Source organism: Paracoccus sp. ME4 (assembly GCF_046736325.1).
Classification (GTDB): domain Bacteria; phylum Pseudomonadota; class Alphaproteobacteria; order Rhodobacterales; family Rhodobacteraceae; genus Paracoccus.
In genome coordinates, this window is the sequence record NZ_CP151279.1 from 47,885 (window position 1) to 61,923 (window position 14,039).

The following is a 14,039-nucleotide window of genomic DNA, read 5'->3' on the forward strand; positions in this document are numbered from 1 at the left end:
CGCGCCATTCCCCTCACGCCTTGGTCAATGCGGCGCCTGCCACCCGCCGCCCGGCCTGCGCCGCGCCGTCATGCGCCCGTCGCTGAGCGCGAACAGGCTGATCCAGCCGTGATCGACCAGCTGGCGCGGCATCTCATGCGCGGCCAGGATGCGGTCGATCGCCTCGGCGGGCGCCTCCAGCAGGACGGACAGGCGCAGCGGCTCATGCGCGGGGCGGATGCCGTCATGGACCGCCTGCCACGGCAGGCCGGGGCGCAGCACGCCGCCATTGCCCTCGACCACGCCCAGGCCGCCCGTCACGTTGTGCAGCATCTTGTTGCCGCCTCCGAACAGCGCGGGCGCCACCGTCGCGCCGTGATAATGCAGGTTGATCCAGCTGGCCACGATCATCGGCGCGGTCAGGATCAGCTCCAGCGTGGCAAAGCCCTCATCCCCGCGCCAATCATAGCTGTGCAGGAACACCCGCCCGCCCAGATCGCGCCCCCGCGTCACCCTGCGCGGCGCGGCGATGAAGGCGCTGCACCCGGCCAGGCCCCATTCGGGACGCGGCTCGGACCAGTCGCGGGCGCGGCGCGCCAGATCGCGGGCCGTCCCCGCGCCGGGCAGGCGCATGGCCCGCTCGGCCCCGGCCCGGAGGCCCGCCGCCTGCAGCCAGCCGCGCGCGCGGTCCAGATCGGCGGCGTGGCTCTGCTCCGCCCCGTCCGGGAACAGCGTCACCCGGTCGGTCACCGTGTCATGCAGCGCGCCCACGAAGACCGTGTCGCCGGGCAGCGCGACCCCCTGCCCCGCCAGGCCCGCCCGCGTCTCGGGGTCGTTCAGCAGCGCGGCCAGCAGTCGCGCCGACACCTCCCCGCTGCGCCCGCCGCAGGCCCCGCAGTGATAGGCGCTGTGATGGGGGTTGTTCACCATCCCCGCCCCGTGCCCGACCAGCAGGACCAGCCGCGCATGGCCGCCAGTCAGGCCCATGGCGCGCAGGATGCCCGCCGCAAGGCGGACCTTGTCGGCGGCCGGCAGAGGCGGGTCGAACCGCGGCCGCGCGCCGCCCGGGTCCGGGGCATGTCCGCGCCCCAAGGCGTCGCGCAGCAGCTTCGGCCCATAGGCAGGTCCCGCCGCCTCGACGAAGGCGAAGGAGGAGACCGCCGCCTGCCGGAACCGGCCCCAGGCCCTGCGGGCGCGGGCGCTGATGTGGCGCGCGGCCTCCTCGGGCGCGGGGCCTTGGGCGGTCGCGCTCAGCTTGGGCGCCAGCAGCACCGGCAGATGGGCCTGCACGCTGTCGCTGGCCTCGGGGCGGAAGGCCACGGGCAGGCCGAAGAAGCCCGCGAAACCGATGGTCTCGATGCCCTCGTCCTGATCCTCCAGCGCGCGGCGCAGCACCTCGGAGCGCACGTCGATGCAGAAGGCCGCCTGCATCGCGGGCCGACCCGCAGGCGCCGCCGCCGACCCCAGCTGCCCCGCCAGGCGGCGCTGATGCGCGCGCTCGGCCGCGTCCTGCAGGATCGCGTCCAGCACCTGATCGGCCGTGGGCGCGACCGGTTCCGCATGGGCCGCGACCGTCGCGCGCCAGTCCGGCTCCAGATCGGGGTGACGGGCCAGCAGCGCCTCGTCCCAGATCAGGCGGATGGCCAGCAGGTTGATCAGCGTGGCATCACTGCCGCCCGACAGCTCGGCCTGCCAGGACAGCCAGCGCGCGTGCTGCGCCCAACCGCCCCAATCGATCAGCAGCCGGTGAAAGGCCGTGGGCGCCGCCGCCGCGTCGATCCCGAGCGCGGCGGCCGCCCGTAGGATCGCCCGATCCGCCGTGTCGGGCGTGCCGGCCACATGCTCGCAGAACCCGGACAGGCCCGCGAGCTCGGGGGTCAGGTCGTGCATCGCCCAGTCCCGCCAGGACCGGAAGGCTCCCTCTCCGGGGCGCGGGGTCCACAGCGCCTGGCCGCCGTCGAACCGCCCCGCCGCCCACAGCCCGGTGCTGCGCGCGATGACGCCGGGCCAGTCGGTGCGGGCCGCCCGCGCGGCCAGGTCGGCCACGGTGGGCAGGCGGCGCGGCGCCGGCGCGGGGCCGTGCAGCCGCGCCCGCAGCAGCGCCAGATCGGCAGGTTTCAGGGCCGAGGGATGCGCGATCAGCGCCGCCGCCAGATCGTCGTCGGTGATGCGGCCCGCCGCCACCTGCCGGGCGATCTGCGCGCGGGGCTGGGTCAGGGCGACGCCGCCGACCCGTTCCAGCAGCGCCGCCGCATGGGCCAGGTCCATCCCGGCCTGACCCAGGAAGGGGTTGACCGCGACCGTGGCCTCCAGCGGGAAGGCCGGGGGAATGGCGCGGGCAGCGGCATCGGCCGCCTCCAGGATCGGGGCGGCCAGCGTCGCGGCCATGGGGGCGTGGTCAACGAACATCGGGAGTCTCCGTGAGGGGGTGGGTGGTGCGGAAGCCGCCGGTGATCCGGTCCAGCGCCGCATTGACGTAAAGGCCGTTGGCCAGATGGACGCGCATGCCCGCGACCGAGGGGTGGTGCCCCCACAGCGGGAACAGCGCCTGCGCCAGTGCCACCGCCCCGAAGGACAGGACCGCCAGCCCGATCAGCGCCCATTCCAGCGCGCCGGGCGCGGGGGCCGCGGGCAGCGACGGCCCCCACAGGGCCTGCGCCACGGTCTGGAACCCGAAATAGGCCAGCGCCGCGGCCAGCGACGCCGCCGCCGTGCGCCGCGTCAGCGTGCCCGGCGCCGCATCGGCCAGGCCCTGCGCGATCAGATAGGCCACGCCGAAGATAAGCATCGCGCCCAGGGCCAGGGCCTGCGGGGTCTTGGGACCCACGACCATCACGAAGACCGCCGCCACCGCCGCATAGAGCATCAGCGCCAGCGCGAAGGCCCGCCCGACCGCCCGCGCGCCCGGCACCGCGACCGGACCGGGGCGCCGGATCGCCGCCACCGCCTGCACCGCGCCGCCCGAGGACAGGAAGGCATGCGCTTTGTAGAGCGAATGGGCCACCACATGCAGCAGCGCCAGCGCCCAGAGACCCAGCCCGCATTGCATCAGCATGAAGCCCATCTGCGCCACCGTGGACCAGGCCAGCGCCGTCTTGACCGCGCTTTGCGTCAGCATCACCACCGCGCCGAAGAGCGCCGTCAGCCCGCCCAGGGCGACCAGCACCGCCATGGCGCCGGGGCTGTGGCGGATGACCTCGGACAGCGTGATCAGCAGGACGCCGCCCGCGTTGATGATGCCCGCATGCAGCAGCGCCGAGACCGGGGTCGGGGCCTCCATCACCTCGGTCAGCCAGCCGTGCAGCGGAAAGGCGGCCGTCATCAGCAGCGCCGCCAGCACCACCAGCGCCACGCCCGCGCGCGCCATGCCCGGCAGCCCGTCCGCCGCCGCATCGCCCAGGGCGGCGATGCCCGCCGTGCCGAAGGCCTGCCACAGCAGCGCGAATCCCAAGGCCGCGGTCAGCGTGCCCGCGCCCCAAGCCAAGGTGAACTTGGCCGCGACGCGGCGCGCGGCGGGCCGGTCGGGATAGAACAGCAGCAGCTGGCGTAGCACCGCGCCCACCGCCATGAGGCCCAGGGCCAGCACCGGCAGGCTGGCCGCCTGCACCAGGATCAGCACGCAGGCGACCGCCGTCAGGGTCAGCGCGTGAAAGCGGCCCTCGCGCGGCTCTCCGTCCAGCGCGCGGCGCGAGAACCGGATCACCACCCAGCCCACGAAGGAGACCAGCAGCGTCAGCGTCGCGCCGATCGCGTCCAGCCGCAGCAGCGGCAGCGCGGCGGGACCGACCGTCAGCGGCCCCGACTGGACCAGCTGGGCCACGGCCGCCAGCGCCGCCAGCAGCGCGGCCAGCGCCGCGGCTTCGGACCACAGCGGCACGCGGCCCGGTCGCGGACCCGGACGGGCCAGTGCGATCAGCGCGACCGCCAGCAGCAGCGCGGGGCCGGGAAGGGACAGGGGAATGGGGATCATGGCGCACCTGCACATTGGGGATGCCCCAGATCTAGCCTCTGGGACATGGCCAGAAAATTAGTTATATTACGCCGAACCATTCTGTCTGTTGGAACGATGGCCCAGATCAACCTGCACCACCTGCGCCTGTTCCGGGCGGTGGCCCGCGACGGCACGCTGACCGGTGCCGCCCGCACGCTGAACCTGTCGCAATCGGCGCTGTCGACGCAGCTGCGCACGCTGGAGGCCTCCTTGGGCCAGGACCTGTTCGAACGGCGCGGCCGCGGGCTGGTCCTGACCGAGGCCGGGCGCATCGCGCTGGACCATGCCGAGGCGATCTTCCGCACCGCCGACGACCTGACCGCGACGCTGCGCGACACGGGCCGGGCGCGGCGCGCGCTGCGGGTGGGGGCGCTGGCCACGCTGTCGCGCAACTTCCAGATGCAGGTGCTGGGCCCGCTGGTCGCGCGCGGCGACGTGGAGGTGATCCTGCGGTCGGGCTCGCAGGAGGAGCTGCTGCGCGGGTTGCAGGGGCTGGCGCTGGACATCGTGCTGACGAACCTCGCGCCCGCGCGCGACGCGGCCAGCCCCTGGCTGGTTCAGCGGCTGGACGAACAGCCCGTGGGCCTGATCGGCACGCCCGCCCGCATCGGGCGACCCGGCGCGGCCCTGCGCGACCTGCTGGCCGCGCAGCCCCTGATCCTGCCCACGCGCGAGACCGCGATCCGCGCCTCGTTCGATGCGCTGGTCGCGCGGCTGGACCTGACCCCGGCCATCGCGGCCGAGGTGGACGACATGGCGATGATCCGTCTGCTGGCACGCGCCGATGCCGGCCTGGCGGTCATCCCACCCATCGTCGTGCGCGACGAGCTGCAGTCGGGACTGCTGCGGGAGGCCGCGCGCCTTGATGGCATCGCCGAGACCTTTCTGGCGGTCACCCTGCAGCGCCGCTTTCCCAATCCCCTCCTGGCCGAGATCCTGGCCCGCTGAACCGGACCTGCCCGCACCCCGTGCGCGGACCGCCGAAAAATGCGGCAGGGGCAAACCATTGCCTTGGAATGGTTCGGAAAGGTCGCGGTGCGCGATGCTGCGCAACGCGTCAGGCAAGGGAATATTTCGTCCATACCCCCTCAATTTTAGCAAAGTTTCATTTGCGGTCTTGAACGGTGACGGAAATGTGGCACGATGAACCAATAAGAAATTGGTTCGCCTGATTCCGGTGCCCTCGATGATCCCGACCGACATGCCGAACACCACCTCGACCTATGCGCTGGAGCGGCTTCGGGCCTATCTGGACGGCGCGGCCGGACCCGACGGCACCCGCCTGCCCACCGAACGCCAGCTGGCCGAGGAGATGGGCGTGGGCCGCCGCGCCATCCGTCGCGCGCTGGAGGTGCTGGAGGCCGAGGGACGCATCACCCGCCGCCAGGGCGCCGGCACCTTCGTGGGCGCCCCCGATGCCGACGCCCCGCCCGCCCTGCCCGTTGGCGCGACCGATTTCCTGGAGATCATGGAGGTGCGGCTGCGCATCGAGCCGCAGCTGGCCGCCCTGGCCGCGCTGCGCGCCAAGCCCGCCCAGGTTGCCCGCATGTACGAGCTGGCCGACCGCATCACCCAATGCCTGGACGCGGACGAGGGCGAGCTGTGGGACGGCACCCTGCACCGCCAGATCGCCGAGGCCGCGGGCAACGCGCTGTTCCTGTCGCTGTTCGACATGGTGAACCGCATCCGCCAGGACGCGGCCTGGCAGGCGGTACGCGAGCGCGCCCGCGGCGGGCTGGCGGGCCACGCCCTGCCCGTGGCGCAGCACCGCGCGATCATCGACGCCATCGCCGCCCGCGACCCGCAGGCGGCCGCCGAACAGATGCGCGTGCATCTGTTCATGCTTCAGGAGAAGCTGGTCCGCCTCGGCTCCGGCGACCTGCCCCCCATCGACACCGGACGGCCGGACCAACCGGCCCTTGCGTGACCCCAACAGGAAGGACCTGCCATGACCAGACACCTCTGGACCGCCACCGCGCTTGCCGCCCTGCTGACCGCCCTGCCCGCCGCAGCACAGGAGCTGCGCATCGGGCTGAGCGACGATGCCGACATCCTGGACCCCGCGCAGTCGCGCACCTTCGTGGGCCGCATCGTCTATGCGGGCCTGTGCGACAAGCTGGTCGATGTCGATGCCGACGTGAACTTCGTGCCGATGCTGGCCACGGACTGGAGCTGGTCCGAGGACGGGCTGCAGCTGGTCATGAACCTGCGCGAGGGCGTGGTCTTCCATGACGGCACGCCCTTCGACGCGGCGGCGGTGGTGGCCAACATCGAACGCTCGATGACGCTGCCCGAATCGCGGCGCAAGTCCGAGCTGTCCTCGGTCGCGGGGATCGAGGCCACGGGGCCGATGCAGGTGACCTTCACCCTGACCGCGCCCGACGCCTCTCTTCTGGCGCAGCTGTCGGACCGGGCCGGCATGATGGTCTCTCCCACCGCGGCCGAGGCGGCGGGCGCCGATTTCGGCCAGAACCCGGTCTGTTCGGGCCCCTTCAAGTTCGTCGAACGCATCCAGCAGGACCGCATCGTGCTGGAGAAGTTCGAGGATTACTATGACGCCGACCGCATCAACATCCAGCGCGTGACCTATCGCCCGATCCCGGACACGACCGTGCGCCTGGCCAACCTGCGTTCCGGAGAGCTGGACATCGTCGAACGCATCGCCGCCACCGACGTGGCCTCGGTCCGCGACGATCCGAACCTGCAGATGCAGGAGGCGGTGGGCCTGGGCTACATGGGCATCTATGCCAACATCGCCAATGGCGAACGCGCCCAGACCCCGATGGGGCAGGATGCGCGCGTGCGGCAGGCCTTCTCGCTGGCGATCGACCGCGAGGCGCTGAACCAGGTGGTGTTCGAGGGCACCGCGCGGGCCGGCAACCAGCCCTTCCCCCCGACCTCGCCTTGGTACAACGAGGACCTGCCCGTCCCCGCCCGCGACGTCGAGGCCGCCCGCGCCCTGCTGGCCGAGGCCGGCCAGGACCGCGTCGCGGTCGAGATCCAGCACGCCAACACCCCCGTCGTCACCCAGATGATGCAGGTGATCCAGGCCATGGTGGCCGAGGCGGGCTTCGACGTGTCGCTGCGCGCGACCGAATTCGCCACGCTGCTGTCGGAGCAGACGGCCGGCAACTTCCAGCTGTCGCGGTCGGACTGGTCGGGGCGTCCCGATCCGGACGGGAACCTGCATCAGTTCGTCACCTGCGAGGGCGGCATCAACGACCCGAAATACTGCAACCCCGAGGTCGACCGCCTGCTGAACGAGGCCCGCGCCCTGAACGACCCCGCCGCCCGCAAGGAGAAGTATGACGAGGCCGGGGTGATCCTGAACCAGGACCTGCCGGTGATCTATCTGGGCCACCAGACCTACATCTTCGCGCTGGATCAGGCCGTGCAGGGCTTCACCGCCTTCCCGGACGGGATGATCCGCCTGCAGGACGTCACGCTGGCCGAATGACCCCCGCGGCCCGGACGCGCGACCCCGCGTCCGGGCCTGCGGCGAAAGGAACCCCATGCTGATCTATATCGCCAAGCGCATCCTGATCGCGCTGCCGACGCTGCTCATCGTGTCGATGCTGGTCTTCGGGCTGCAGATGCTGCTGCCGGGCGACCCGGTCCTGGCCATGGCCGGAGAGGAGCGCGACCCCGAGACCCTGGCCCGCATCCGCGAGCAGCTGAACCTGGACGACCCGGTGCCGATCCAGTACCTGCACTGGCTGGGCGGCGTGCTGACCGGCGATTTCGGCACCTCGCTGCGCACCGGAGAGCCGGTGGCCCAGCTGATCCTGCAGAAGCTGCCGGTGACGATCCAGCTGGCCGTGATGGCGATGATCTTCGCGGCGCTGATCGGGATTCCGGCGGGCATCATCGCGGCCATCCGCAAGGGCGGCGTGATGGACTGGACCGCCAACATCGTGGCGCTGTCGGGCCTGTCGATCCCCAACTTCTGGCTGGGGATCATGCTGATCCTGCTGGTCTCGGTCAATCTGGGCTGGCTGCCGGCCTCGGGCTATGAATCGATCTTCGTCGATCCGGTCCGGTCGCTGGAGACGATGGTGATGCCCGCCTTCGTGCTGGGCACGGGGCTGGCCGCGACGCTGATGCGGCACACGCGATCGTCCATGCTGGGCGTGCTGTCGGCCGACTACATCCGCACCGCGCGCGCCAAGGGCCTGACCGGCCGCCAGGTGGTGCTGAAGCACAGCTTCCGCAATGCGCTCCTCCCGGTGATCACGCTGTCCGCGCTGCTCTTCGGGGAACTGCTGGCGGGTGCGGTGCTGACCGAGCAGATCTTCACCATCCCCGGCTTCGGCAAGCTGATCGTCGATGCGGTCTTCAACCGCGACTATGCCGTGGTGCAGGGCGTGGTGCTGTGCACGGCGGTGGGCTTCCTGCTGATGAACCTGATCGCCGACGTGCTGTCGGTGATGCTGAACCCCCGCATGAGGGCCGCCCTATGACCGCCATCGACATGCCCGCCCCCCGCGCCAAGAGCCGCTTCTGGCGCAAGTTCCGCCGCAACCGCGCGGCCCTGGTCGGCGGCGTCATCGTGGCCTTCTTCGTCCTCCTGGCGCTGGCCGCGCCGATCCTGCCCATCGCCGACCCGCTAGCCACCAGCTGGACCGCGATCCGCCAGGCGCCCTCGGCGGAATACTGGATGGGGTCGGACGATATCGGGCGCGACATCCTCTCGCGGATGATCTGGGGGGCGCAGGCGTCCCTCATGGCGGGGGTGATCTCGGTCGCCATCGCGGTGGTGACCGGCGTGCCCATCGGGCTGATCGCGGGCTATTTCGGCGGCTGGACCGACACCGTCATCTCCCGCTTCACCGATGCGCTCCTGGCGATGCCCTTCCTGATCATGGCCATCGCGCTGGCAGCCTTCCTGGGGCCCAGCCTGACCAATGCGATGATCGCCATCGGCCTGTCGGCCATGCCGATCTTCATTCGCCTGACGCGCGCGCAGGTCATGTCCGTCAAGACCGAGGATTACGTCGAGGGCGCCCGCGCCATCGGCCTGGGTCACATGGCGATCATGGGCCGCTACATCCTGCCGAACATCGTGCCTCCGATCATCGTGCAGGCCACGCTGACCATCGCCACCGCCATCATCGCCGAGGCCTCGCTGTCCTTCCTGGGCCTGGGCCAGCAGGCACCTGCGCCCAGCTGGGGGTCGATGCTGAACGTGGCCAAGAACTTCCTGACGCAGGCGCCCTGGATGGCATGGTGGCCGGGGGCCGCGATCTTTCTGGTCGTCATCGGCTTCAACCTGATCGGCGACGGGCTGCGCGATGCGCTGGACCCGCGCGAACACTGATTTTCAAGGAGTCGCAATGACCCAATTCACCACCCGCCCCGAGATCACCGGCACCTTCGGCGTCGTCACCTCGACCCATTGGATCGCGACCGCCGTGGGCATGGCGATCCTGGAGAAGGGCGGCAATGCCTTCGACGCCGCCGTCGCCACGGGGTTCGTGCTGCAGATCGTCGAGCCGCATCTGAACGGCCCGGCGGGCGATCTGCCCGCGATCATCCATTCCGCGAAAACCGGCAAGACCCAGGTGATCTGCGCCCAGGGCCCCGCCCCCGCCCGCGCCACCATCGAGCATTACCGCGCCGAGGGGATCGACCTGATCCCCGGCAACGGGCTGCTGGCGACCGTCATCCCCGGCGCCTTCGACGGCTGGATGCTGATGCTGCAGGAGCATGGCACGATGAGCGTGGCCGAGGTCCTGGCCCCCGCCATCCACTATGCCCGCCACGGCCATCCGATGCTGCCCCGCGTGGCCGACAGCATCGCCGGCCTGGCCGATTTCTTCGCCGCCGAATGGCCCACCTCGCACGCGACCTGGCTGCCCGGCGGGCAGGCCCCGCAGGCGGGCGCGCTGTTCAGGAACGAAGCGCTGGCGGACACTTACAGCCGCATCGTCGAAGCCTCCGAGGGCGCCCCCACGCGTGAGGCGGGGGTGCAGGCCGCGCGCGACGCCTTCTATCGCGGCTTCGTGGCCGAGGCGATCGACCGGTTCTGCAAGGAAACCGAGGTGATGGACGGCAGCGGGGCGAAACATCGCGGCGTTCTCAGCGCCGACGACATGGCAGGCTATGCCGCCACGACCGAGGAGCCGACCTGGGCCGACTATCACGGCTGGTCCATCGCCAAGACCGGGCCCTGGGGTCAGGGGCCGGTGCTGCTGCAGGGGCTGAAGATCCTGGAGGGCATCGACATCGCCGCGATGGACCCGAACGGCCCCGACTTCGTCCATACCGTCATCGAGACGATGAAGCTGTCATACGCCGACCGCGAGGTCTATTACGGCGACCCTCTGATGCACGACGTGCCGATGGAGGCGCTGCTGTCGGACGCCTATGCCGCAGATCGCCGGGCGCTCATCGGGGACCGCGCGTCGCTGGAGCTGCGCCCCGGCACTGTGCCGGGGTTCGAGGATCAGCGCGCCCGCACCCTGTCGCTGCTGGACGGGCTGGGCAAGGGCGCGGTCTATGAGCCGACCATGGCGCATCTCTCGGAAAAGCGCGGCGATACCGTGCATATCGACGTGATCGACCGGTGGGGGAACATGGTGTCCACCACGCCGTCGGGCGGCTGGCTGCAGTCGTCGCCGATCATCCCGGAGCTGGGCTTCTGCCTGAACAGCCGGGCGCAGATGTTCTGGCTGCAGCCCGGCCTGCCCACGTCGCTGGCACCGGGACGGCGGCCGCGCACCACGCTGACGCCGTCGCTGGCGCTGCGCGACGGGGTGCCGCATCTGTCCTTCGGCACGCCCGGCGGCGACCAGCAGGACCAGTGGCAGCTGGTATTCTTCCTGCGCCATGTCCATTTCGAACCGAACCTGCAGGCGGCCATCGACGCACCACTGTTCCATTCCACGCATTTCCCGGCCTCGTTCCACCCGCGCACCGCGGCACCGGGCGGCATGCTGATCGAGGATCGCGTGGGCCAGGCCACCATCGACGAATTGCGCCGGCGCGGCCATGACGTGACCGTCACCGGCCCCTGGGACATCGGCCGCCTGACCGCCGCCAGCCGCGATGCGCAGGGCCTTCTGCGCGCGGCCGCGACGCCGCGGCTGATGCAGGCCTATGCGGCGGGGCGGTAGGATGACGGATCCCATCCTCAGCCTGCGCGGCCTGTCGGTCTCCTTCCCCACCGATGACGGGATGAAGGAGGTCGTGCGCAACATCAGCTTCGACGTGGCACCCGGAGAGACCGTGGCCATCGTCGGCGAGAGCGGATCGGGCAAAAGCGTCACGTCGCTGGCGATCATGGGCCTTCTGGACAAGCGCGCGCGCGTCACCGGACAGGTCCTCCTGGGCGGGCGCGACCTGACGCGCCTTTCCGAGCCGGAGATGCGCCGGGTGCGCGGCAACGACATTGCGATGATCTTTCAGGAACCGATGTCCTCGCTGAACCCGGTCTTTCCGGTGGGCGACCAGATCGCGGAATTGCTGATCCGCCACGGCCAGGTGCCCCGCGATGAGGTCGCGGCCGAGGTTCTGCGCCTGATGGACCGCGTGCGCATCCCCAATGCGGCGGCGCGCATCAGGGACTATCCGCACCAGTTCTCGGGCGGCATGCGCCAGCGGGTGATGATCGCGATGGCCCTGGCCGCGCGCCCGCGCCTGCTGATCGCGGACGAGCCGACGACCGCGCTGGACGTGACCATCCAGGGCCAGATCCTGGACCTGATCAAGGAGATCCAGGAGGAGCAGGGCATGGCCGTCCTGTTCATCACCCATGACATGGGCGTGGTCGCCGAGATCGCCGACCGCACCGTGGTCATGTTCCGCGGCGATCACGTCGAGACCGGCACCACCGCGGGCCTGTTCCAGGATGCGGGCCACCCCTATACCCGCGCGCTGCTGGCCGCGGTGCCGCGGCTTGGGCAGATGGCGGGCCAGCCCTGGCCGCTGCGCTTTCCCAAGGTCGACATGGCCAGCGGTGCGATCGCGGCACAGCCCGCGGTGGTGGACACCGTCGATCGCAGCGCGACCCCGGTCCTGTCGGTCCGGAACCTGGTGACGCGCTTTGCCGCGGGGTCGGACCTTCTGGGCCGCCCGACGGGCAAGGTTCACGCGGTCGAGGATCTGAGCTTTGATCTGTGGCAGGGAGAGACGCTGTCGCTGGTGGGCGAATCCGGCTGCGGGAAATCGACCACGGGTCGGTCGATCCTGCGGCTGGTGCAACCGGAATCGGGTCAGGTGACGCTGGACGGGTTCGATGTGCTCAGGGCCGGCCCGGCCGATCTGCGCCGGATGCGCCGGTCGGGGCAGATGATCTTTCAGGACCCGTTCTCCAGCCTGAACCCGCGCATGACGGTGGGTCAGACCGTGGCCGAACCGATCTTGGCGCACCGGCTGGCCGGCCGGGCCGAGGCGCGCGAGCGTGCCGCAGAGCTGCTGGCCCAGGTCGGGCTGGACGGGTCCATGCTGGACCGCTATCCGCATGAATTCAGCGGCGGGCAGCGCCAGCGCGTGGCGATCGCGCGGGTTCTGGGCCTGAACCCCAAGGTGATCGTGGCCGATGAGAGCGTGTCCGCGCTGGACGTGTCGATCAAGGCGCAGGTCTGCAACCTGCTGATGGACTTGCAGGAGCGACTCGGCATCGCCTATCTGTTCATCAGCCACGACATGGCGGTGGTGGAACGCGTCAGCCACCGTGTCGCGGTGATGTATCTGGGCGAGATCGTCGAGATCGGCCCGCGCGAGGCGATCTTTGCCGACCCGCAGCATCCCTACACGAAGAAGCTGATCGCCGCCGTGCCGGTCCCCGACCCCGCCCGCCGGGGCCTGCGCCGCGCCATGCAGGTCGAGGAGCTGAAGAGCCCCGTCCGGCCCATCGGCTTCGAACCGCCCGCCCGCGACTGGCGACAGGTCTCGGACCGGCATTTCGTGATGGTGTGACGGGCACCGCTTGACCTCCGGGCCCGCCACATGGACGGATGGACGCGCAGCCGCAGGAGGGCGGGCGTGACGATGGCGGACGATCCCCGGATCCTGCTTCTGGGCGCGGGCCATGCCAGCCTGCTGGCGGCGCGCACCCTGCGGGCGGGGCTGCCGCGGGCGGCGATCACGCTGGTCGATGCCGGGGCCGAGGCGCGCTATTCCGGCATGCTGCCCGGCACCATCGCGGGCCATTACGCACCCGACCGGATGCGCACCAACCTTTGCGGCTTTGCGGCGCGGCACAGGCTGGACTTCGTGCAGGGCCGGGTCTGCGGTCTGGACCCCGTGGCGCGGCGCGTGTCGCTGGCCGACGGGCGGGTGCTGCCCTATGACCTGGCGGCGCTGGATCTGGGCAGCCACGCGGCCATGCCCGAGATCCCCGGCTTCGCCCGCCACGGCGTGCCCGCCAAGCCCATCGACGGGCTGGAGGCGCGCCTGGCGGGTGCCGCCTCGGCCGTGCTGATCGGCGGGGGGCTGGCCGGGGCCGAGATCTCCCTGGCGCTGCGCCATCGCGGCCTGGACCCGGTCACGCTGATCGAGGCGGGGCCGGTCATAGGTTCCGCCCTTCGGCCCCGGACCCGCCGCCATTTGGCCGCCGCGCTGGCCCGCGCGGGCGTCCGCGTCATCCCGCAGGCCCGCGTCGCGGCGGTCCGGGCCGATGGCGTGGTGCTGACCGACGGGCGCCACATCGCGGCGGCGCTGACCATCGGCACCGCTGGGGCGCGGGCGCAGGACTGGCCCGCCCGGACCCTGCCCGTTGACGCGGCGGGCTTCATCCGCGTCACCCCGACCCTGCAGGTCGAGGGGCACCCGACCCTGTTCGCGGTCGGCGACTGCGCGGCGATGATGCACGCGCCCCGCCCCAAGGCCGGGGTCTTTGCGGTGCGGCAGGCGCCGATCCTGGCGGCGAACCTGATCGCCGCGGCCACGGGCGGGCGGCTCTGGCCCCATCACCCGCAGCGCGACCACCTGCGCATCATCGCCCTGGGCGGGCGGGTGGCGCTGGCCGAATGGCGGGGTGTCACGCTGCACGGGGCCTGGGTCTGGCGGTGGAAGGACCGGATCGACCGGCGCTTCATGGCGCGCCTTCAGGACTGAGCGTTCCCGG

Annotated in this window: 10 protein-coding genes; 8 read left to right on the forward strand and 2 right to left on the reverse strand. The window is 71.4% G+C overall.

All coding sequences use genetic code 11. From position 1 onward, the window contains the following. Positions 1-24: 24 nt before the first annotated feature. Positions 25-2,388, reverse strand: coding sequence for a YbcC family protein (locus AACG61_RS19725; RefSeq protein WP_411840461.1), 2,364 nt, complete (start codon positions 2,386-2,388; stop codon positions 25-27). Continuing rightward, a complete protein-coding gene (locus AACG61_RS19730) occupies positions 2,378-3,949 on the reverse strand; it encodes a proton-conducting transporter membrane subunit (RefSeq protein ID WP_411840462.1) in 1,572 nt (523 codons plus the stop codon). Before AACG61_RS19730 ends, AACG61_RS19725 begins: the two co-directional genes overlap by 11 nt. Positions 3,950-4,045: 96 nt before the next feature. On the opposite strand from AACG61_RS19730, the gene AACG61_RS19735 reads away from it, so the two are divergent. From AACG61_RS19735 to AACG61_RS19770, 8 genes are all read left to right on the forward strand, one after another. Next, positions 4,046-4,918, forward strand: coding sequence for a LysR family transcriptional regulator (locus AACG61_RS19735; protein ID WP_411840463.1), 873 nt, complete (start codon positions 4,046-4,048; stop codon positions 4,916-4,918). Positions 4,919-5,159: 241 nt separating this feature from the next. After that, entirely contained in the window at positions 5,160-5,897 is a 738-nt protein-coding gene (locus tag AACG61_RS19740; RefSeq protein WP_411840501.1) for a FadR/GntR family transcriptional regulator, read from the forward strand. Between the two features lie 21 nt (positions 5,898-5,918). Next, complete coding sequence (locus AACG61_RS19745; RefSeq protein WP_411840464.1) at positions 5,919-7,427, forward strand: ABC transporter substrate-binding protein; 1,509 nt, start codon at positions 5,919-5,921, stop codon at positions 7,425-7,427. 55 nt (positions 7,428-7,482) lie between these two features. After that, positions 7,483-8,430 (forward strand): ABC transporter permease, encoded by a 948-nt coding sequence (locus AACG61_RS19750; RefSeq protein ID WP_411840465.1) that lies wholly within the window; start codon positions 7,483-7,485, stop codon positions 8,428-8,430. Beyond that, the gene (locus tag AACG61_RS19755; RefSeq protein ID WP_411840466.1) at positions 8,427-9,287 is read left to right on the forward strand and encodes an ABC transporter permease; all 861 of its coding nucleotides are present in this window, start codon (positions 8,427-8,429) and stop codon (positions 9,285-9,287) included. The genes AACG61_RS19750 and AACG61_RS19755 overlap by 4 nt, the downstream gene beginning before the upstream one ends. A 16-nt stretch (positions 9,288-9,303) precedes the next feature. Further along, positions 9,304-11,085 (forward strand): gamma-glutamyltransferase family protein, encoded by a 1,782-nt coding sequence (locus tag AACG61_RS19760; RefSeq protein ID WP_411840467.1) that lies wholly within the window; start codon positions 9,304-9,306, stop codon positions 11,083-11,085. A gap of 1 nt (position 11,086) precedes the next feature. Beyond that, on the forward strand, positions 11,087-12,889 hold the full coding sequence (locus AACG61_RS19765) for a dipeptide ABC transporter ATP-binding protein (protein WP_411840468.1): 1,803 nt from the start codon (positions 11,087-11,089) through the stop codon (positions 12,887-12,889). Between the two features lie 72 nt (positions 12,890-12,961). Further along, the gene (locus AACG61_RS19770; RefSeq protein WP_411840502.1) at positions 12,962-14,029 is read left to right on the forward strand and encodes an FAD-dependent oxidoreductase; all 1,068 of its coding nucleotides are present in this window, start codon (positions 12,962-12,964) and stop codon (positions 14,027-14,029) included. Positions 14,030-14,039: the final 10 nt, after the last annotated feature.